The following is a 21,117-nucleotide window of genomic DNA, read 5'->3' on the forward strand; positions in this document are numbered from 1 at the left end:
ATAATTAAAATGAGAACCTATAAAACAAAAAACAGTAGTAAACCGGAGCTTACTACTGTTTAAAAATTGTACTTTTATTTTTTATTAATCCTGTATCGTTTTTTCAGGACTAGACAACTTTCAGTTAAATTTATAACTATTAAAATAGTTACATTTACATTAGTTGTTACTTTGAATAGTTTTACTACACAAATCATTTATGAATATTCTTATCGTTGAAGATAATGCTGAATTAGCTATTGAGTTGAAAGATTTTCTTTCTACGAGTGGCTATGTTTGTAAAATTGCTAAAAACTGTGTCACAGGATTAGAGGAAATTAACAGCAATGATTATGATATTATGTTATTGGATCTTGGATTGCCCGATGGAAGTGGGTTTGAGATTTTAAAAACGGTTCGGAAAATACAATCTAAAATGGCTGTCATAATACTTACAGCTCGTGGCGAACTCGATGATAGAATTAATGGATTACAGCTTGGGGCAGACGATTATCTTACTAAACCTTTTGCTTTAACAGAGTTGGGAGCACGTTTATTTGCTATCATTAGGCGCATACATGGTTTTGTTGTTAATGATTTAGACATTCATGACTTTAGTTTGCAACTTCAAGATTATAAAGTGCATTGTGATGGAATTCCAGTTAAACTGACCAAAAAAGAATTTGATATATTTCAATATTTGGTACTAAATAAAAACCGAGTTATTACTAGATTACAATTAACGGAACATATTTGGGGTGACATTCTGGAGGTTAATTCTGATTCGAATTTTATCGATGTGCATGTACGAAACTTGCGTAAGAAACTAGAAAAATACGCTGCTATTGAATGGTTTGAAACCGTAAGAAGTGTTGGTTATAGGATAAACGATTAAATTATTTATGAAAATAAAACACCAATTAACCATCTTCAATGCTATAACCAGATTGCTTGTAATTTTGGTTTTATGGATGATGTTACCTGTTTTAGTTGAAAAAGTGGTTTATAAACATATTAATAAAAGTTTATTAGAAAAAAAGCAGAAGTTTATTGAACATTTAGATAAAAAGGAAATCAATGATTTCATTGTTAGAAATGACTCAACGGAAACCTACGCAAGCTTTTCTACATTACATAGTGAATTTCTGCAATTATCCAGGTTGCCAATAAATTCCGAAGTAGATAAAACGGTTTTTATCAATGAGCCTCGAATAATTGAGGAAGAAAAAAGCGATTACAGGATTTTACAATATCAATTTCTTTATGAGAAAACACGCTATCAGCTTGAAATAGGCAGTAGCCTGAGCGAAGTTGAAGAATTAACTTTTACAATTCGATTTTTTGTTTTAATTGTGCTTGTTATTATTCTATTAGTTACTTTTTTGATGGATATTTTTTATATAGAATATCTTTTGAAGCCTTTCTATAAAATTATCGATACTAAAATTCGTCGGATAAATGAACCAGATACTTTTGATCATACACCAATAAACTCCCATTCTGCAGATTTTCAGGAATTGGATATGGTTTTAAACCAAATGATGAATCGAATAAGCGAACTTTTCAAGAAAGAAAAACAATTTATTGCCAATGTTTCTCATGAGCTTTTGACCCCAATTGCATTACTAAAAAATAAATTTGAAAATTTACTTCAGAATGATTCATTAAACGATAGTGCTATTGATAAAATTGCCAGTTCTCTAAAAACGTTAGATATGCTCAAGAGAGTAATCAATAATTTATTGCTTATTTCAAGGATTGAAAACCATCAATACGAGTCTAATGAAACTATAAATCTAGGCGAATTACTTACTGATTTGCATGAAGATTTGAAAGATCGTATGGATGAAAAGGAATTGACTTTCACGATGAATCTTCAATATGATTTTCAGTTTATTGGGAATAAAACCCTAATTCATATTCTTTTATATAATTTGATGGTCAATGCCATTAAATACAATAAAAAAAATGGAAGCATTATCATTATAGATGGATTTTTAGACTCCAATTATTTTCTGTCAGTTTCTGATACTGGAATTGGAATGAATGAAAACCAAATAGATCAGATATTCAATAGATTTTCAAGAATTGATGCTAATGAAGAAGGGAATGGTTTAGGACTCGCCATTGCTGACAGTATTGCTCTTTTTCATCATATAATAATCGAAGTTACTTCAAAACTAGACGAAGGAACAACATTTCGTTTGCGTTTTCCGAATAATGAAAAACTTAATAAATAGTTAAAATTTACCAGAGAGCGAAATCTTCATTAAATCTTCATTTAACAGTAATACATTTGATCTATAAATAAATCAAATTATTAATAATAAAATTCACAATTATGAAAAAAGTATTGATGTTAGCTGCAATGGTTTTAGGAACTACAGTAATGGTAAACGCTCAAACTGCTCCGGCAAAAACAGCTCCTGCTAAAGAAGTTAAAGCTGCTAAAAAAGCTAAAAAAGTAGAAGCTGCTAAAGCTGAACCTGCTAAAATGGAAGCAACTAAAGCCAAAAAATAATTAATTACTCTTATTTTACTTTCGTAAAATTGTTTAAATAAATTATAAAAGGTAGTTAGTAAAATAAATAGGGTTTAATTGAAAAAAGAGGCTGATAAAGAAATTTATCAGCTTTTTTTATAAAAAAAGGGTTGTTGTAATGTATTTGGTACGATTTTAGTTAAATTTTGATTAATAAAAACTAAAAGTATTTTCTTAATTTGTTATTTTGTATAAAATATTATAAAATGATTCTTCGCATACTATTATTATGTATAGTCCTTCTTATTATTGAGCTTTATGCATTTCAAGCATTACGAACCTTAATAAAGGTAAAATGGGTTTTGGTCTCCTACCAGATTATTAGTTTACTATTATTAGTATTCATTATTTATTCTTTCATGCAATTTGACCGTTCTGTAGGACAAACTAAACAAACAATGTTTACTATGGGTTTAGTGCTTCTAGTGTATGTTCCAAAAATGGTTTTAGCGCTTGTATTACTTGGAGAAGATATCTTTAGAATTGGAGCCGGATCAGTAAATTATTTTATTGAGAACAATGACAATATAACTTTTTTAGCTTCCAGAAGAAAATTTGTAAGTCAGATTGGATTAGGATTGGCAGCAGTTCCTTTTTTGTCTTTAATATATGGTGTGACAGTTGGTAAGTACAATTATAAGGTTATTAAACAACGAATCTTCTTTCCTGATTTGCCAGATGCTTTCGATGGTTTTACTATTACTCAAATATCTGATGTTCATAGTGGAAGCTTTGATAATCCTGAAAAAATAAATTACGCGATAGATTTAGTAAATGAGCAAAATTCAGATATGATTTTGTTTACCGGAGATATTGTAAATACTGATGCCAAAGAAATGCATCCCTGGATTGAAACATTCAACCGAATAAAAAAACACGAATATGGGAAATATTCGGTTTTAGGAAATCACGATTATGGCGAGTATGTAACTTGGCCATCTGAGGCGGCTAAGGAGAAAAATTTTCAAGATATAAAAAATCTATACGGACAAATTGGTTTCAAATTAATGTTGAATGAACATACTTTTATAGAAAAAGGGAATGATAAAATTGCATTAATTGGTGTGGAAAACTGGGGACAAAATTTTAAGAAAGCGGGCGATATTAACAAAGCATCTGAGCATGTAAATAAAGAAGATTTTAAAATTTTGATGAGTCATGATCCATCACATTGGGATTACGAAGTGCAACATCATGAGAAAAACTTCCACCTTACATTGTCTGGGCACACACATGGAATGCAATTTGGGATTGAAATTCCAGGTTATTTCAAATGGAGTTTAGCGCAATATGTTTACACACAATGGGCCGGTTTGTATGAAAATGTAGGTCGATATGTCTATGTGAATAGAGGGTTTGGCTTTCATGCTTATCCAGGAAGAGTCGGAATAATGCCTGAAATTACTGTCATTGAACTAAAAAAAGGCAAGGATGTGGCTTAATTCGTTTAAAATGTTACATTTGTAGAATAATTATCTTTTTTTAGTAAATTTAGAAAATTAAATTTTTGCTTTTATGTCAAAATTTGGAGAACTTATAAATACACAAATTCCTGTGTTGATTGATTTTTATACGGATTGGAACGAATCTTCTGTTTCAATGCATCCTGTAATTAGAGATGTTGCTGCTGCTCTTGGTGATAAGGCCAAAGTGATTAAAATTGACGTTGATAAAAATCAAGAATTAGCCGAAGCACTCCGAATAAAAGGTCTTCCTACACTTATGATTTATAAAGAAGGGTTAATGATCTGGAGACAATCTGGAGAGTTAGACGCCAACACTATTATTAGTATTGTTCAAGAACAATTTTAATAATTTTTATTCTATAATATCACAAATAAAATTATTTTTCTCTAGATAGGTCAAAGTCTTTGGAAGTACATATTCTAAGTTTTTGAAAGCTTTTACGCTGTCATGAAAAACAATTATGCTTCCTGATTCTATATTTGACAGTACGTTTTCTAAACATTCTTCTTTAGGTAGGTTTTGGTCAAAATCTCCGCTTAGGACATCCCACATTATTATTTTGTAGCCTAGTTTTCGTATTTGTTTAGATTGGGATATTTTTATCTTTCCATATGGCGGACGGAAGAGTTTGGGTTTTAGGTTGATTGCGAATTTTTGAATGCTTTTTTCACATCGCATGAAATTTTCTATGTATCCTTCAGTTGTCGTTTTCCAGCCATTTAAGTGATTGAATGTATGATTCCCAATTGCGTGACCTTCATTAATTACTTTTTTGAATATTTCGGGATGTTTTTCAATGTTATCTCCAATACAAAAAAAAGTTGCTTTTGCTTTGTGTATTTTTAATTCTTCCAAAACCCATTCAGTGATTTCCGGAATAGGGCCATCGTCAAAGCTGAGGTAAACTTTATTTCCAGTATTGGGTAAGTCCCAAACGTAATTTGAAAATAATTTTTTTATAATCCAACTCGTTTTTATCCAATGAAGTTTCATTTTTTTTTATTTAAAAGTAAAAAAAAATAGCGACATTTTTCAATATCGCTATAGTTTATGATTGTCTTATTCTTATTTAATGTTATTCTTTCTCACGACCAAAACGTTCAAACATTTTAATATAGGTGTTAAATATTACTTTGTTTTTATTGTAAAAAACAGAGTCGCCACTTTCTTTCATTACGTGTAGTAAGCCTCTGTAGCGCTCAATGTCAGTTATAATATCAATTGCAATACTGGTTTGATCAACAGGTGTAAGATTGATATAATAATTCAGGTTTTCTTTGTATTTAGTCATTAGTTTTTCAAGAAGTTCCTGTGCTTTTGCTTTTTCTCCAATATCATAATATCCTTTTGCAAATGGTTCAACCAAGGAATAATACCCGAATTTGTCCAAAGGCATTTTTGTCATGGCCAAATCGATAATGTTTTTAGCCTTGCTATTCTTTCCTTCTGCAATTAATTGATTCATCAATCGAGCAAGATTCATTCGGTACGTGATACTATTTCTTCGGGTTTCTGGATCATGATAAATAGTTGGACTTTCGCTATTTCCCCAATCCCATTTCATAACGTTTGTGTACATTTTATCAGCATCAATTTGTCCCATTTCCATCTGATTATCATCTTTATTCAGTTTGGTTCTTATGGGGACTAATTTATAAACCATCCCGTCTAATTGAAGATAATTTTTCATCCAGATATAATCCTCATCATCAAAGGCACCACCACTAAAATAAATAGGTCTTTTCCAGTTGTTATTAGCTACTATATCAAGCATCATCAATCTGTTTTTGTATAGTGCATTTCCTTTGATGTCAATGTCTATATAAGGAACGATGGAGTCGTTGTATTTTGCAGAAACAACCTTGTTGTTGATAATAGTGTTTTTGTCAATAGGAATTCGTATTTTATTGGTTGGATAAAAATGAATGGTTTGGCCATTTTGCATTTCAACAGTAGATTTTGGATTTTTAATAAAATTGATAAAATCTTTTATTTCCCATCTAGTTTCTACTTTTGGAATATGCGCTACGTAATCCAGTTTGTCACCTACATATTCGTCATGGACAAATGAAATAGGCAATGGATCTGACTCGTATGTTTTAGTTTTCATTTGATCAATATACCAATCCGTCATGAAAAGACTCGTGTTTACTATTTTTACATCGGTTCTCACCTTTTCTATTTCTTGAGCATACCAAAGTGGGAATGTATCATTGTCGCCAATAGTAAATAATATTGCATCTTTATCGCATGAATTTAAATATGCTTTTGCCATAGCAACAGCGGTATATCTATTAGAACGATCGTGGTCATCCCAGTTTTGAGTTGCCATAAGTACAGGAGCTGCTAATAGACAGGATGCTATAAGTAATGGGCCGGCTATTTTTGGTGCTAAATATTTTTGTGCACTTTCGTATAGCGCATAGACACCAAATCCTATCCAGATAGCAAATACATAGAAGGAGCCCACTAACGCATAATCTCTTTCGCGGGGTTCAAAAGGTCTTTCGTTTAAGTAAATTTTCAACGCTATTCCTGTGAATAAAAATAATGCTAACAAGACGTAAAAACTCTTTAAATCTTTATTTGCATGATACATTAAACCGATAAGACCAAGAATGAAAGGTAAAAAGAAATAGACATTTCGTCCCTTGTTATTCAATACATCTGAGGGTAAATTATCTTGAGAACCTAAATGTAAATCATCAATAAATTTGATGCCACTAATCCAATTCCCATCTAAGTTGTCGTATTTTCCTTGAACATCACTTTGGCGTCCAACAAAATTCCACATTAAATACCTCCAGTACATGTAGCCGAATTGATATTCGAACATGAAGCTGAAATTGTCAACAGTAGTTGGTTTTTCTATGATTAAATAATCGCCATAACTTTTCAAGAATGAAACATAGCCGTCATTGTCAATTTGTTTTTGAGCATAAGCTTGTCTGAATTCTGTTACTGTTTTTTCGACTTCATTTTTCAACTGAGCAATGGCTTTGTTGTATTCTTCTTCGGTTAATTTACTTGGATCAATTCCGTATTTTGCTAAGTCATCTTCATACGGATAATCTGGATTAATCTTAAATTGTGGAGGATTTGTGAAATTCATGTAATTCGCAACATGTTCCGTGCTCCACATTCTAGGTAAAATAGTTTTTTGATTGTCGTCGCTATTTTGTTCGGCATTTTTGAAATTATTTGTAATAAGGTACTTGCCTGTTTTGTAGTCTCTTTCGTAGTTTGGAGCTTTGTCTAAATAAGGATTTTTTTTATCTAATCCTGCGAAAGTTTCTGTGTACTGAGACCCGTAAAATAATGGGTTTACACCATATTGTTCTCTATTGTAATAGGCAAGGACCTCTGCTGCATCCGAAGGCTTATTTTCGTTAATTACCGTGTTAGCATTCGCTCTGATAGGTAACATCATCCAAGTGGAAAATCCTATTAAAATAAACAATATGCACAGGATTATAGTGTTGTAAAATACCAATCCTTTTTGTTTGGTGTATTTTAAGCCAAAATAAAAGAAGGCAATGAAGAGCAAGGCAACAAAAATAGTTCCTGAATCAAATGGCATTCCCATTTCGTTTACCATAAAAACTTCGGTTTTTCCAAAGAAAGCCATTGTTAATGGAAGTAATAATTTGAATATAAATAGTAATATGGCAATTACAACAACATTTGCAATGATGAAGTTTTTGATGGTAACAACTTTGTAATGTTTGAAAAAATAAAGAAAACCAATTGCTGGAATTGTTAATAAAGCCATGAAATGCACTCCAAATGAGAGTCCAACCACTAACGAAATGATCAATAGCCATTTGTTTCCTCTTGGTGTTTCCATGTCTTGTTCCCAGCGTAAACCCAGCCAAAATAATAAAGCAATAAATAAAGAAGCCATGGCGTAAACTTCGGCTTCAACAGCATTGAACCAAAAACTATCAGAAAAAGTATACGCTAATGCACCTACAAAGGCACTACCTAAAACAACAATATCATTGTTTTTATCATTTTCAGAAAATCTAGAAATCAGTTTTTTTAATAACATTGTAGATGACCAATACATAAAAAGTATGGTAAAGGCACTTGAAAAAACGGACATCATATTAACCATTAAAGCAATATGTTTGTCATCTGAGGCAAACAGCGCAAAAAAGGCACCCATCATTTGAAATAAAGGGGCTCCGGGTGGATGTCCAACTTCTAATTTTGCAGCTGTGGCAATATATTCTCCACAATCCCAGAAACTCATTGTGGGCTCAACGGTGAGTGTGTATGTTACTAATGCGATTCCAAATGTAAACCAACCTATAATCGTATTCCATTTATTGAAATTGAATGCTGCCATATTTCAGTGCTAAATTGTAGTTAAATTTTGAGTTACAAAGAAAATGTTTTTTTATGTAACGATGCGAGCATTAACAAAAATTTCTAAAAAACAAATATTAAAAACTAATAGATTGGTTTCTAGTGTTTTTGAAAATTTTACAGGCTATTTCTGTTCTTAGGGGAAATTATTTTCAATAAAAAGCGATAAAAAATTTGTGCAAATTAAAATTTGTTCTAAATTTGCACTCGCTAAGCAATAGCAAAGCAATGCTGGTCTATGGTGTAATGGTAACACAACTGTTTTTGGTGCAGTCGTTCAAGGTTCGAGTCCTTGTAGACCAACGTAAAGCCTCTCAATTTTTTGAGAGGCTTTTTTTTTGGAAAAAAATATTTTTTTATGGAGGTCTTTAGGTAGTTTTTAAGATTTAATTTAAAGACGTGATGGGGATTAAAAATTAAATCTTAAAAGTAATTACTGGTTTTATGGTATGGTTTACCAAGTCTTCACTGATGCTTCCGTTGAAAAAATGAGCTAGTCCAGTTCTGCCGTGTGTGCAAAGACCTATTAAATCAGCATTGATTGAATTTGAGAAATTAATAATTCCCTTTTCTACATTGCCATCGTTAAAAATATGTAAGGAGTAGTTTTCGATATTAAAGTCGGCAATGAAATCTTTCATTATTTTTTCGGAAACTAAAGTAGTTTTGAAACTGTTAGGAGTGCAAATCATTACTAAAAATAAATTTGCATTAAAGATTTTAGTGAATTCTATCATTTTTTTGAAAGGCTTTTTTATTTCTTGCGAAAAATCAGAAGCGAAAACAAAATTTCTAGCTTCAAATTTACCGATATCTTTTTTGATTACTAAAACAGGGATGTCGGAAAGACGAACTACTTTCTCGGTGTTGGATCCAATAAGTATTTCTTCAATTCCTGATGAGCCATGAGATCCCATGATGATTAAATCGATTTTATTTTTTTTGCTGAATGATAGTATGTCGTCTGAGGCTTTCTCGAAATGTACTGTTTCGCTGACTGAGATGCCTTTTAAATAGGGTCGTTCTTTGATTTTTTGGAAGGTTTCGTTTGCTTTTTTTATAAATAACATTACTTCAGGGATACTGCTTCCTCCGGAAATAGCATCGCTCATTTGACTTGGCAACTCCAGCATGTGAAGTAAAAATATTTCGCAATTATTCTTTTTAGCAATTTGTGCAGCAACTTTTAATGCGTCTTCAGCATGCTCTGAAAAATCGGTTGGTACTAAAATTCGCTCCATAATCAATACGTATTAAATTATGTAAAAACAGTTGTTTTAATGCAGTATTAAAGATAAGAAATATTTTAACAGCTGCCGTTTATTTTTAATTAATAAAAAAAACACTATATTTGCACCGTTATTTATTAAAATCTAGATAATGAGGGGACTAAATGTCCCCTCTTTTTATAAAAATATGACATTTAAAGAAAAAGTAAATACGTTATTGACCGAATGCCTTTCAGAAAAGGCATCAATTTTTTTGATAGACCTTACTATCACTGATGCTTTTAAGGTTATTGTGAATTTGGATGGCGATAACGGAGTAGCGCTTCAGGATTGCATCGATGTGAGTCGTTTTATAGATAATAACTTGGATCGCGAGGAACAAGATTACTCTTTAGAAGTAGCTTCGGTAGGGGTTGGGTCGCCATTGAAATTAGTAAGACAATACAAGAAAAATATAGGGCGCACATTGATTGTGAAGACTGGTACAGAAATAATTGAAGCAGAATTAGTGGAAGCTAATGATGATTTTGTAATTTTGTCGTGGAAAGCAAGAGAACCTAAAAAAATAGGAAAAGGAAAAGAGACGGTTCAAAAAGAACTAAAACTACCTTACGCCGATATAAAAGAAGCAATTGTTACAGTAACATTTTAATTAAAGAATTCGCATGGAAAATTTAGCATTAATCGATTCATTCTCAGAGTTTAAAGATGATAAACTTATTGATCGTGTAACGCTTATGGCAATTTTGGAAGATGTATTTAGAAATGCATTGAAGAAAAAATACGGTTCAGATGATAATTTTGATATCATTATAAATCCTGATAAAGGAGATATGGAGATATGGCAGAGGAGAGTAATCGTTGCGGATGAAGATTTAGATTTTGATCATCTTGAAATTACTTTGACTGAAGCTAGAAAAATAGAACCTGATTTCGAAATTGGTGAAGAGGTTTCCGAAGAAGTGAAATTAATTGATTTAGGAAGAAGAGCAATTTTAGCTTTACGTCAGAATTTAATTTCTAAAATTCATGAACATGATAACACAAATCTTTACAAACAATTTAAAGATTTAATAGGTGATATCTATACTGCTGAAGTGCACCATGTACGTCCAAGAGTAGTGATTTTGGTTGATGATGAAGGGAATGAGATTATTTTGCCAAAAGAAAAACAAATACCTTCTGACTTTTTCCGTAAAGGAGATAATGTTAGGGGAATAATTGAAAGCGTTGAATTGAAAGGAAATAAACCTCAAATTATTATGTCCAGAACTTCTGAGAAGTTTTTAGAAAAATTATTTGAACAAGAAATCCCAGAAGTATTTGACGGATTAATCATGGTGAAAAAAGTGGTAAGAATTCCAGGCGAAAAAGCAAAAGTAGCCGTAGATTCTTATGATGATAGAATTGATCCAGTAGGAGCTTGTGTGGGTATGAAAGGTTCTCGTATTCATGGAATTGTTCGTGAATTAGGAAATGAAAATATCGATGTTATCAATTATACCAGTAACATTCAATTGTTTATAACAAGAGCATTAAGTCCTGCTAAAGTTTCTTCGATTAAAATAAATGAAGAGACAAAAAGAGCAGAGGTTTTCTTGAAACTTGAAGAAGTTTCTAAAGCAATTGGTCGTGGTGGACACAACATTAAATTAGCGGGTTTACTGACTGGTTATGAGCTAGACGTTATTCGTGAAGGTGATGTTGCAGGTGCTACAGCTGATGAGGATGATGTTGAGTTAACTGAGTTTTCAGATGAAATTGAAGACTGGGTTATTGAAGAATTTGCAAAAATTGGTTTGGATACTGCAAAAAGTATCTTAAAACAAGATGTAGAAGATTTAATAAGAAGAACAGACCTAGAAGAGGAAACTATTCTGGATGTAATGAGAATATTGAAAGAAGAATTTGACAGTTAGTCAATGTGTCTTCAACGATAAACATGCCACTTTACAATTAATTCTTGCTCGGTAGGTATCGAGTTGGGAGTAAAGTGAGGAATAACAAAAAAGGTAATAATAAAAAGGTTTTATGTCTGAAGAGAGAATTATTAGAATAAACAAAGTTTTAAGGGAATTGAATATTTCTTTAGAAAGAGCTGTGGATTATCTAAAAGATAAGGGGATTGCTATTGAAGCAAATCCAAACGCAAAAATTTCTGATGATGTATACAATGTCTTGTGCGGTCAGTTTGCTGGTGACAAAGGGAATAAGGAGGCTTCAAAAGAAGTAGGGGAAGAGAAAAGAAAAGAAAAAGAAGCTTTACGTTTGGAACGAGAAAAAGAAATCGAAGACAAGCGAAAGCAAGACGAAGAACGACTAAAACAACAAGAAGTTATAAAAGCGAGAGCTGTTTTAGCTGGACCTGTTCAGGTTGGAAAAATAGATCTCAATCCAAAAAAATCAATAGTTGTTCCTGCTCCTGTTAAGGTTGTTGAAAAAATCGAGACTCCTGTAGTTTCAGTTCCAGTTGAAAAACCTGCTGTTGTAGAAGCTATTCAAAAAGAGCCAGTTCAAAAAGAACCTTCACAAGATAAACTTGTTTCAGACAAAAAAGAAGTTAAACCTATTGTTGGAATAAAAGAAGTAAAGAAAGAGCCTGTAAAAGAGGTTGTTTCTGAAACTGTAAAAATTGAAAAAGTTGAAGAGGCTCCGGTTGATGAAACGATAACAACTCAATATCAAAAGTTATCAGGTACTACTTTAACAGGTCAGATAATTGATTTGTCTCAATTTAATAAGCCTAAAAAGAAAAAAGAAGAGCCTAAAATTACTCCAAATAAACCAGGTGCGCCAGGAGCTATTGGAGCTAATAATGCTAATAAAAATAAACGCAAAAGAATTGCTCCAAAGCCGGGTGCTCCTAGGCCACCTGCTACTCCTGGAGTTCCTGGAGCGCCAAATCCGAATAAAATCACGCCTAACACAGGTGGTGGTGGTTTTAATGCAAATAGAAGTGCCAGACCTGGTTTTGTAAAAGGAAACAGACCTGCAATTGTTGCAAAAGTTGAGCCTACGGAAGAGGAAGTTAAAAATCAAATTAGAGAGACTTTAGAAAAACTACAAGGTAAAGGTGGTAAATCTAAAGCGGCTAAATATAGAAGAGATAAAAGAGACACGCACCGTCAGAAATCTGATGATGAGCAAAGAGCTATTGACGAAGGAAGTAAAACTATTAAGGTTACGGAATTTGTTACTGTAGGTGAAATTGCCATTATGATGGATGTGCCAATTACTAAAGTTATTGGTACTTGTATGTCACTTGGAATAATGGTTACCATGAATCAACGTCTTGATGCTGAAACATTGACTATTGTAGCCGATGAGTTTGGTTATGAAGTGGAGTTTATTACGGTAGATATCGAAGAAGCGATTCAAGTGGTTGCTGATAAAGAAGAAGATTTAGTTTTTAGAGCGCCTATCGTTACTGTAATGGGTCACGTCGATCACGGTAAAACATCTTTACTGGATTACATTCGTAAAGAAAATGTTATTGCTGGTGAGTCAGGTGGAATTACACAACACATCGGTGCCTACGGGGTAACTTTAGATAATGGTCAAAAAATTGCATTTTTAGATACACCAGGACACGAAGCTTTTACAGCGATGCGTGCGCGTGGAGCTCAAGTTACGGATATCGCTATTATTGTAATTGCAGCTGATGATGACATCATGCCGCAAACAAAAGAAGCGATTAGCCATGCTCAAGCAGCAGGTGTTCCAATTATTTTTGCTATCAATAAAGTAGATAAGCCAAATGCCAATCCTGAAAAAATTAAAGAAAAATTAGCAGGTATGAATTTACTTGTTGAAGATTGGGGTGGAAAAATTCAATCTCATGATATTTCTGCAAAAGTAGGAACAGGTGTTAAAGAATTATTAGAAAAAGTATTGTTAGAAGCAGAACTTTTAGATTTAAAATCGAATCCAAATAAAGCGGCTTCTGGAACTGTTGTTGAAGCTTTCCTTGACAAAGGAAAAGGATATGTTTCTACGATATTAGTACAACATGGAACTTTGAAAATTGGAGATTATATGTTGGCCGGAAAGCATCATGGTAAAATTAAAGCCATGCATGATGAGCGAGGAAATATCGTTACTGTTGCAGGTCCTTCGACTCCGGTTTCGGTTCTTGGTTTAGATGGTGCAGCTACAGCTGGTGATAAGTTCAATATTTTTGAAGATGAAAAAGAAGCGAAACAAATTGCTTCAAAACGTTCTCAATTAATGCGTGAGCAATCAGTTCGTACACAAAGACATATTACGTTAGATGAAATTGGACGTAGAATTGCATTGGGTCAATTTAAAGAATTGAACATTATCCTTAAAGGTGATGTGGATGGTTCTGTTGAAGCGTTGTCAGATTCGTTCTCTAAATTATCTACTGAAGAAATTCAAATTAATATCATACATAAAGGTGTTGGAGCAATTACAGAAACTGACGTTATGTTGGCTTCAGCTTCGGATGCAATCATTATCGGATTTAATGTTCGTCCTGCTGGAAATGCAAGACAATTAGCAGACAAAGAAGAAATTGATATCCGTTACTATTCTATTATCTACGCCGCTATCGATGACTTGAAAGATGCGATGGAAGGAATGCTTGCTCCGGAAATGAAAGAAGAAATTCTGGGTACTGCGGAAATTAGAGAGATATTCAAAATTTCTAAAGTTGGCTCTATTGCAGGAAGTATGGTTATGGATGGTAAAATCGTTAAAAACGCCAAAATGAGAATCATCAGAGATGGTGTTGTTGTCTTTACTGGAGAGTTATTGGCTTTGAAGCGATTTAAAGATGATGTTAGAGATGTTGCTAAAGGATACGATTGTGGTATTCAAGTGAAAGGATACAATGACATCGAAGAAAGGGATGTTATCGAATCGTACCATGAAGTAGCGATCAAAAAGAAATTGAAATAAAATTTCAATATTTTAAAATTAAAATCCCGATTTTGTCGGGATTTTTTTATTTTTATAGTATACTAAAAAATGAAATCCATGAATAAATTGCTTACATTATTTTTTGTTGCAGTTAGTACTGTAATGTTTTCGCAGAATAAAACGGAATATCATAAAATATCTCTAAAAGACAAAAATGATAAAGCGTCAGTGTTTAATTTCTATGTTGAAAATGTTTACGATGGAAGACAGTTTAAAGAAAATATCGGAACCGTTCAAAAAGGAGGATTCAATCGAAAGGTTTTAGCGGATTTTGAAAAACCTTTAACAGAAGAGTTTTTTGATTACCTCGCTGTTATTTGTCCAAAACAAGAAAACAAATCTAAAATTTCTATCCGTATTAATGACTTATATGTTTCTGAACTTACTCGAGCAATGTCTGAAACAGGATATGCAACTTTAATGATTGATGTTATTGAATCTAAAGGTGGCATTGAATATATCGTTGGAACATATAGCGCTTCCACAGAAAGTAATGGTATGGATGTTACCAATAAACACGATGAAAGATTGAAAAAAGTTTTGCAGGAGTGTTTTACAAATTATATTAAAACAAGCGATAATGATAAGGCTTCTATAGTTTTTTCTGCTGATCAAAATATTAAAAGTAAAACGATAACTGCGATTTCGCCCAAGGGTATTTATTTGACCTATGCCGATGTTTTAAACGATATGCCACTAGACGATAGTGATTTTGAAATTGTAAACAAAAATGAAAGATTTTATTTGCTTAATAAAACCACTAATTCTGAAGTGCTGAATTATTACGGATTCAGTGATGGAAAAATTTTTTATATAAATGTCTCAAAGTATGCAAGTGCAAAATATTATGCTAAAACTGAGATAATTGGCAATAAATATTATATAGAAAATGTAGTTTATAACCCTAATAATGCCATTGCTATGGGGGCGATGTTTGGGTTGATTGGTGTTGCAATTGCTTCTTCTGCGGCAAATAGCTCATCAGTGCCGATGCTTATTGATTGTTATTCGGGACAGCCTTCTTTTTTGTCAAATAATGAAATGAAGGTAATGTTGGTTCCTTATCCAACACTTTTGAAAGACTTTAAAAGCAGCAAGAAAAGCAGTGAAGATATAAAAGCTATCCTTAAAAGATATTACCAAGAAACCGTAGTTCAATAATACAAAAGACTTTAGCTAGACTCTTTTGTATACGTTTTCTGCTGCTTGACTGTGTTGATTACATGCTTAAATTTAAAGACAAATTGTAGTGTTTGCAGTTCGGATAATAAAAAGCAGTTGTTTTAAAGAAGGGAACTACTGTTTTTTTATATATATTTTTTTTTTTCTAAAATCAAAATCTTAGAAATATAAAGTTATCGACATTAAAGTATTCTATTATGCTGATATATTAATGGTTCGATAATAAGGTTTTTATAAGCTCACAAAAAGGAGTATTTAATATAAGATAAAAAGAAAAAAGCCATTCGTAATGAGTGGCTTTCTTATGTAAAAAGTAATTATTTCGACAGATTAACGCTAATCTTTTATTTATTCGGCTTTATCAAAAATACATTTTTGTATTTTTTTCTAATGTCAATCAAATTACGTTCTGCTTCAATACGAGTTTTAAAATTTCCAACCCAAACTTTATAATTTGGAGTATTGAATACGATTGTTCCGTCCATATCACCAAATTCTTGCTTGAATTCGTTTAATGTGTTTTTCGCTTTTTCGCTATCGCCGCTAAATATTTGTACTTTATATCGGTCATTTACAGTGTTAGAAATGTTTGTTTTTCTTTTTTCATTTAGTAATTGTTCAAATTTAGAGTCTTGATTTACCATGATATTTTGATCTTGCGCATTTATATAACTACTAGTAAGGCACAAAGTGACAGCGTAAAAAAAAGCTTTTTGGGGTGTTAAAATTCTCATAATGTGATAGTTTTTATGCAAAAATACTATTTAATGAATGAAACGAAATAATAAATATTATTTAGAATTAATATAAATTGAATTTAAGACTATTTTAAGGTTTTGAGAATAGTTCTTAAGTCGTATTTTTGTGCAAGTTTTAAAAGAATGTATTAGTTTTTTCTAATATTGTTAATAGAAAAAATCGTACCAATTTTAGTAGATAATCATTTATAATATGAAAAAGGTGGGTAACCATAATTCGATCTCAAGGAAATTATATTTAGGCTTAGGGCTAACGCTAATTTTCTCCCTAAATTTATTTGCGCAAACAGCGGCTCCTGCAGCCGTGCCAGCTACGACACCAGATGTGGCTGTTGCAAGTCAAGGTGGTGATCCTGTAAAAGGAAAAGAGCTTTTTAATGCAAATTGCGCTGCATGTCACAAACTAGATGCGAAGGCAACTGGTCCTATGCTACGAGGTGTTGCTGCAAAACATGAAATGGCGTGGATTTACAAGTGGGTTCACAATAGTTCTGATTTAATCAAGTCAGGTGATGCAAATGCTGTAAAGCTTTTTGAAGAAAACAACAAATCTGTAATGACTGCTTTTCCTCAATTAGCAACGACAGATATTGATAATATTATAGCTTATACGTCAGAGCCAAAAGCTGAGGCTCCGGTTACGGCTGGTGCTGCTGCGGTTCCAGGTGCTTCTGCTGCTGAAAACGGTTTGTCTAATAACATTATATTAGGTGCTCTTGGTTTAGTTATGGCTATATTGGTTGTTATGTTGTTTTTAGTAAATAATGTTCTGACTAAAGTTGCTAAGGCTAATGGCATTGAAGTAACTCCAAAAACTCCAACTACTCCAATTTGGAAAGCATTTGCTAGAAATCAATTTTTAGTATTGGTAACTTCTATCTTTTTGTTATTGTCTGGGGCTTATTTTGTGTATGCTTTCTTAATGCAAGTAGGTGTTGATCAAAATTACGAGCCGATTCAGCCAATTCATTATTCTCACAGAATACATGCTGGTAGTAATGGGATAAATTGTAAATATTGTCACTCTTCAGCTAGGGTGAGTAAGAATTCGGGAATTCCTTCTTTAAATGTTTGTATGAATTGTCATAAAAACATTGCTGAAGTTTCTGATACTACTGCTACTCCAGATCATACTAAGGCTTTTTATGACGGAGAAATTCAAAAATTATATAAAGCTGTTGGTTGGGATCAATCTACTCAAAAATACACTGGTAAAACAGAGCCGGTTAAATGGATTCGTATTCATAATTTGCCTGATTTTGTTTATTTTAATCACTCGCAACACGTTACCGTAGCAGGGATAGAATGCCAAACTTGTCATGGTCCAGTTCAGACTTATGAAATTATGAAGCAATTTTCTCCTCTTACAATGGGATGGTGTATTAATTGCCATAGAAAAACAGAAGTTAAAATGGAAGGCAATGATTATTACACAAAAATTCATGAGGAACTTTCTAAGAAATACGGTGTAGACAAATTGACTGCGGCGCAAATGGGAGGTTTAGAATGCGGAAAATGCCACTATTAATCAAATTATTAAGATTTTAATATTTATATATGTCATCAAACAAAAAATACTGGAAAAGTGTTGAAGAACTAGACAAAAATAGTTCTATTGTTGAGGCGCTTAGAAATAACGAATTTGTTGAAGAAATTCCTACTGATGAATTTTTAGGAAATAATGATGCTTTGTCATCTTCGTCAACAACACGTCGTGATTTTTTAAAGTACGTTGGGTTTAGTACTGCGGCAGCTACGCTTGCAGCTTGCGAAGGTCCTGTTCACAAGTCGATACCTTATGTGCTTCAGCCAGAACAAATCATTCCTGGAGTAGCAGATTATTATGCAACCTCGGTTTTTGATGGTTTCGATTTTGCAAATCTTTTGGTAAAAACACGTGAAGGGCGTCCTATTAAAATAGATAATAATACTATTGCTGGGGCAAAATTTAGTGCTAATGCCAGAATTCATGCCTCTATATTGTCATTATATGACAGCATGCGTTTGAAAGAACCAAAAATTGAAGGTAAAAACTCAACTTGGTCTGCTGTTGATTCTAAAATTAAGTCAAGTTTAGTTGATGCAAATGCAAAAGGCGGTCAAATTGTACTTTTAACCAATACATTGGCAAGTCCATCAACTGAAAAGTTGATTGCTGAATTTGTTGGTAAAAATCCAAATGCTAAACATGTTGTTTATGATGCTGTCTCTTCTTCTGAAGCTTTAGATGCTTTTGAAGCAGTTTATGGTGAAAGAGCATTGGTTGATTACGATTTCTCAAAAGCATCTCTAATAGTTTCTGTTGGTGCAGATTTCCTTGGAGACTGGCAAGGTGGTGGGTATGACTCGGGTTATGCGCAAGGCAGAATTCCAAAAAATGGAAAAATGTCTCGTCATTTTCAATTAGAATCAAATATGACTTTGTCTGGTGCTGCTGCTGATAAGCGTTTGGCCATGTCTACTGCAAATCAAAAACAAGCATTAATTCATATATATAATGTTATAACTGGCTCATCTGTAGCAGTTAGTTTAGACGATAAGTTTAAATCTGAAGTTAATAAAGCTGCTCAGCAATTAAAAGCTGCTGGTTCAAAAGGAGTTTTAGTTTCAGGTATTCAAGATAAAAATGCTCAATTATTAGTTTTGGCTATCAATCAAGTATTGGCAAGCGAAGCTTTTAGTACTTCAGGAACAAGACAAATAAGAAAAGGATCAAACGAGAAAGTTACTCAATTAGTTAATGAAATGAAAGCGGGAAGTATTCATACTTTGATTATGAGTGGTGTTAATCCTGTTTATACTTTAGCAGATAGTAAATCATTTGTGGAAGGTTTGAAAAAAGTTAAAACCTCAGTTACTTTTTCTTTAAAAGAAGATGAAACTGCTTTGCTTGCTACTATCGCTGCTCCGGCTCCACATTATTTAGAGTCATGGGGTGATTTAAGTTTGACAAAAGGGACTTACAGTGTTACTCAGCCAACGATTCGTCCTTTATTTAATACCAAACAATTTCAAGATGTTTTATTGTCTTTGAATGGTGCTGGTGGAACTTTTTACGATTATTTAAAAGGAAATGCTTCAGGAATTGTTTCGGGTTCGACTTGGAATAAAGTGTTGCATGATGGTGTTTTTGTTGGAGCTATCCCGGCTTCTTCCGCATCTTCAGCTGATTATAGTGCTGCAGCTATTGCTTTGGCGCAATCAAAAGCTTCTGAAGGATTCGAATTGGTTTTGTATACAAAAACTGGATTGGGAGATGGTCAACAAGCGAACAATCCTTGGTTGCAAGAATTGCCTGATCCAATGACAAGAGTTTCATGGGATAATTATTTGACCGTTTCGAATGCTGATGCTAAGAAATATGCTTTGTCTAATGAAATTGTAGCGAATGGTGGTTTGAATGGTAGTTATGCTACTATTACAACTACTGATGGTTTGAAATTAGAAAATGTACCGGTAATAGTTCAGCCAGGTCAAGCTGTTGGTACAATTGGTTTAGCTTTAGGTTATGGTCGTAAAGCGGCTTTGAAAGAAGAAATGCAAGTAGGTTTAAATGCTTACTCATTATATAAAGGTTTTAATAATGTTCAATCTGTAACATTGGTTAAGGCTGACGGAGAACATGAATTTGCTTGTGTTCAAGGTCAAAAAACTTTGATGGGAAGAGGTGATATTATTAAAGAAACCACTTTAGAAATTTTTAATACTAAAGATTCTGAGTTCTGGAATGAACAACCAATGGTATCTTTGGATCACAAAGAAGTTGAAGCTACAAAAGTAGATTTATGGGATTCATTTGATCGTACTACAGGACATCACTTTAATCTTTCTATCGATTTGAATGCTTGTACTGGTTGTGGTGCTTGTGTAATTGCTTGTCATGCAGAAAACAACGTTCCAGTTGTTGGGAAAGCTGAAATTAGAAGAAGTCGTGATATGCACTGGTTGCGTATTGACAGGTATTATTCTTCTGAAAGTACATTTGCAGGAGATAACGAAAGAAAAGAAAATATTGCAGGTTTATCAAGTTCATTATCTACATTTAATGAAATGGAAAAAGCAGGAGATAATCCTCAGGTTTCTTTCCAACCGGTAATGTGTCAACACTGTAATCATGCGCCTTGTGAAACTGTTTGTCCAGTTGCTGCAACATCTCATGGACGTCAGGGTCAAAATCAAATGGCTTATAACAGATGTGTTGGTACGCGTTACTGTGCGAACAACTGTCCTTATAAAGTGCGTCGTTTTAACTGGTTCTTGTATAACAAAAACAGTGAATTCGATTATCATATGAATGACGATTTAGGACGTATGGTATTAAACCCAGACGTAAATGTTCGTTCTCGTGGAGTTATGGAAAAATGTTCAATGTGTATTCAAATGACACAAGCAACAATTTTAAATGCAAAAAGAGAAGGAAGAGTAATCGTTGATGGTGAATTCCAAACGGCTTGTTCAAATGCTTGTTCTACTGGAGCAATGATTTTTGGAGATGTGAATGATAAAGAATCTAAAGTTACTAAACTGGCTGAAGACGAAAGAATGTATCATTTATTAGAGCATGTTGGAACAAAACCAAATGTGATTTATCATGTTAAAGTTAGAAATACCTAGTACAAAAATAATTAATTAAGAATCAATATAAAGG

Annotated in this window: 15 protein-coding genes and 1 tRNA gene; 12 read left to right on the forward strand and 4 right to left on the reverse strand. The window is 32.9% G+C overall.

All coding sequences use genetic code 11. The features are described 5' to 3' along the window. Nucleotides 1-199 precede the first annotated feature (199 nt). The 5 genes from ACM55I_RS15330 to ACM55I_RS15350 all read left to right on the forward strand — a co-directional run bounded on the left by ACM55I_RS15330 (nt 200) and on the right by ACM55I_RS15350 (nt 4,333). Nucleotides 200-874: a response regulator transcription factor gene (locus tag ACM55I_RS15330; protein WP_416847713.1), complete on the forward strand. Its 675-nt coding sequence runs from the start codon at nt 200-202 to the stop codon at nt 872-874. A 7-nt stretch (nt 875-881) separates the two neighbouring features. Beyond that, nucleotides 882-2,219, forward strand: a complete 1,338-nt coding sequence (locus tag ACM55I_RS15335) for a sensor histidine kinase (RefSeq protein ID WP_416847714.1) — start codon at nt 882-884, stop codon at nt 2,217-2,219. A gap of 101 nt (nt 2,220-2,320) precedes the next feature. Next, complete coding sequence (locus ACM55I_RS15340) at nt 2,321-2,500, forward strand: hypothetical protein (protein ID WP_416847715.1); 180 nt, start codon at nt 2,321-2,323, stop codon at nt 2,498-2,500. A gap of 227 nt (nt 2,501-2,727) precedes the next feature. Continuing rightward, entirely contained in the window at nt 2,728-3,963 is a 1,236-nt protein-coding gene (locus ACM55I_RS15345; RefSeq protein ID WP_416847716.1) for a metallophosphoesterase, read from the forward strand. A 73-nt stretch (nt 3,964-4,036) separates the two neighbouring features. After that, a complete protein-coding gene (locus tag ACM55I_RS15350; RefSeq protein WP_039108730.1) occupies nt 4,037-4,333 on the forward strand; it encodes a thioredoxin family protein in 297 nt (98 codons plus the stop codon). A 6-nt stretch (nt 4,334-4,339) separates the two neighbouring features. Here ACM55I_RS15350 and ACM55I_RS15355 read toward each other — a convergent pair whose 3' ends face one another. Beyond that, on the reverse strand, nt 4,340-4,981 hold the full coding sequence (locus ACM55I_RS15355) for a polysaccharide deacetylase family protein (RefSeq protein ID WP_416847717.1): 642 nt from the start codon (nt 4,979-4,981) through the stop codon (nt 4,340-4,342). 82 nt (nt 4,982-5,063) lie between these two features. Beyond that, entirely contained in the window at nt 5,064-8,339 is a 3,276-nt protein-coding gene (locus ACM55I_RS15360; protein ID WP_416847718.1) for a glycosyltransferase family 117 protein, read from the reverse strand. Nucleotides 8,340-8,591: 252 nt separating this feature from the next. Between ACM55I_RS15360 and ACM55I_RS15365 the strand changes: the two genes are divergently transcribed. Further along, nucleotides 8,592-8,662, forward strand: a tRNA-Gln gene (locus ACM55I_RS15365). Nucleotides 8,663-8,775: 113 nt separating this feature from the next. On the opposite strand, the gene ACM55I_RS15370 is transcribed toward ACM55I_RS15365, so the two are convergent. Continuing rightward, complete coding sequence (locus ACM55I_RS15370; RefSeq protein WP_416847719.1) at nt 8,776-9,600, reverse strand: universal stress protein; 825 nt, start codon at nt 9,598-9,600, stop codon at nt 8,776-8,778. A 175-nt stretch (nt 9,601-9,775) separates the two neighbouring features. On the opposite strand from ACM55I_RS15370, the gene rimP reads away from it, so the two are divergent. The 4 genes from rimP (at nt 9,776) to ACM55I_RS15390 (ending at nt 15,690) form a co-directional block, all read left to right on the forward strand. Then, complete coding sequence (gene rimP / locus ACM55I_RS15375; RefSeq protein WP_039109423.1) at nt 9,776-10,240, forward strand: ribosome assembly cofactor RimP; 465 nt, start codon at nt 9,776-9,778, stop codon at nt 10,238-10,240. A 13-nt stretch (nt 10,241-10,253) separates the two neighbouring features. Beyond that, a complete protein-coding gene (nusA, locus tag ACM55I_RS15380; protein ID WP_416847720.1) occupies nt 10,254-11,507 on the forward strand; it encodes a transcription termination factor NusA in 1,254 nt (417 codons plus the stop codon). Nucleotides 11,508-11,619: 112 nt separating this feature from the next. Next, nucleotides 11,620-14,508, forward strand: a complete 2,889-nt coding sequence (gene infB, locus ACM55I_RS15385; protein WP_416847721.1) for a translation initiation factor IF-2 — start codon at nt 11,620-11,622, stop codon at nt 14,506-14,508. Nucleotides 14,509-14,586: 78 nt separating this feature from the next. Next, nucleotides 14,587-15,690, forward strand: coding sequence for a DUF6563 family protein (locus ACM55I_RS15390; protein WP_416847722.1), 1,104 nt, complete (start codon nt 14,587-14,589; stop codon nt 15,688-15,690). A 365-nt stretch (nt 15,691-16,055) separates the two neighbouring features. Here the strand turns inward: ACM55I_RS15390 and ACM55I_RS15395 are convergent, their stop codons facing one another. Continuing rightward, on the reverse strand, nt 16,056-16,445 hold the full coding sequence (locus ACM55I_RS15395; protein WP_416847723.1) for an SPOR domain-containing protein: 390 nt from the start codon (nt 16,443-16,445) through the stop codon (nt 16,056-16,058). Nucleotides 16,446-16,662: 217 nt separating this feature from the next. On the opposite strand from ACM55I_RS15395, the gene ACM55I_RS15400 reads away from it, so the two are divergent. Both ACM55I_RS15400 and ACM55I_RS15405 read left to right on the forward strand, forming a co-directional pair. Continuing rightward, entirely contained in the window at nt 16,663-17,997 is a 1,335-nt protein-coding gene (locus ACM55I_RS15400; protein WP_416847724.1) for a cytochrome c3 family protein, read from the forward strand. Nucleotides 17,998-18,026: 29 nt separating this feature from the next. After that, nucleotides 18,027-21,083: a TAT-variant-translocated molybdopterin oxidoreductase gene (locus ACM55I_RS15405; protein ID WP_416847725.1), complete on the forward strand. Its 3,057-nt coding sequence runs from the start codon at nt 18,027-18,029 to the stop codon at nt 21,081-21,083. Nucleotides 21,084-21,117 lie beyond the last annotated feature (34 nt).

The organism is Flavobacterium algoris (assembly GCF_048158525.1).
GTDB classification, from domain to species: Bacteria; Bacteroidota; Bacteroidia; order Flavobacteriales; family Flavobacteriaceae; genus Flavobacterium; species Flavobacterium algoris.

What these genes read in the sequence shown, in the direction of transcription:
- nusA (WP_416847720.1), top strand. Translation starts at nt 10,254, where the DNA reads ATGGAAAATTTAGCATTAATCGATTCATTCTCAGAGTTTAAAGATGAT.
- ACM55I_RS15340 (WP_416847715.1), top strand. Translation starts at nt 2,321, where the DNA reads ATGAAAAAAGTATTGATGTTAGCTGCAATGGTTTTAGGAACTACAGTA.
- ACM55I_RS15400 (WP_416847724.1), top strand. Translation starts at nt 16,663, where the DNA reads ATGAAAAAGGTGGGTAACCATAATTCGATCTCAAGGAAATTATATTTA.
- ACM55I_RS15355 (WP_416847717.1), bottom strand. Translation starts at nt 4,981, where the DNA reads ATGAAACTTCATTGGATAAAAACGAGTTGGATTATAAAAAAATTATTT.
- ACM55I_RS15330 (WP_416847713.1), top strand. Translation starts at nt 200, where the DNA reads ATGAATATTCTTATCGTTGAAGATAATGCTGAATTAGCTATTGAGTTG.
- ACM55I_RS15395 (WP_416847723.1), bottom strand. Translation starts at nt 16,445, where the DNA reads ATGAGAATTTTAACACCCCAAAAAGCTTTTTTTTACGCTGTCACTTTG.
- ACM55I_RS15390 (WP_416847722.1), top strand. Translation starts at nt 14,587, where the DNA reads ATGAATAAATTGCTTACATTATTTTTTGTTGCAGTTAGTACTGTAATG.
- ACM55I_RS15370 (WP_416847719.1), bottom strand. Translation starts at nt 9,600, where the DNA reads ATGGAGCGAATTTTAGTACCAACCGATTTTTCAGAGCATGCTGAAGAC.
- ACM55I_RS15345 (WP_416847716.1), top strand. Translation starts at nt 2,728, where the DNA reads ATGATTCTTCGCATACTATTATTATGTATAGTCCTTCTTATTATTGAG.
- ACM55I_RS15335 (WP_416847714.1), top strand. Translation starts at nt 882, where the DNA reads ATGAAAATAAAACACCAATTAACCATCTTCAATGCTATAACCAGATTG.
- ACM55I_RS15405 (WP_416847725.1), top strand. Translation starts at nt 18,027, where the DNA reads ATGTCATCAAACAAAAAATACTGGAAAAGTGTTGAAGAACTAGACAAA.
- infB (WP_416847721.1), top strand. Translation starts at nt 11,620, where the DNA reads ATGTCTGAAGAGAGAATTATTAGAATAAACAAAGTTTTAAGGGAATTG.
- ACM55I_RS15360 (WP_416847718.1), bottom strand. Translation starts at nt 8,339, where the DNA reads ATGGCAGCATTCAATTTCAATAAATGGAATACGATTATAGGTTGGTTT.
- ACM55I_RS15350 (WP_039108730.1), top strand. Translation starts at nt 4,037, where the DNA reads ATGTCAAAATTTGGAGAACTTATAAATACACAAATTCCTGTGTTGATT.
- rimP (WP_039109423.1), top strand. Translation starts at nt 9,776, where the DNA reads ATGACATTTAAAGAAAAAGTAAATACGTTATTGACCGAATGCCTTTCA.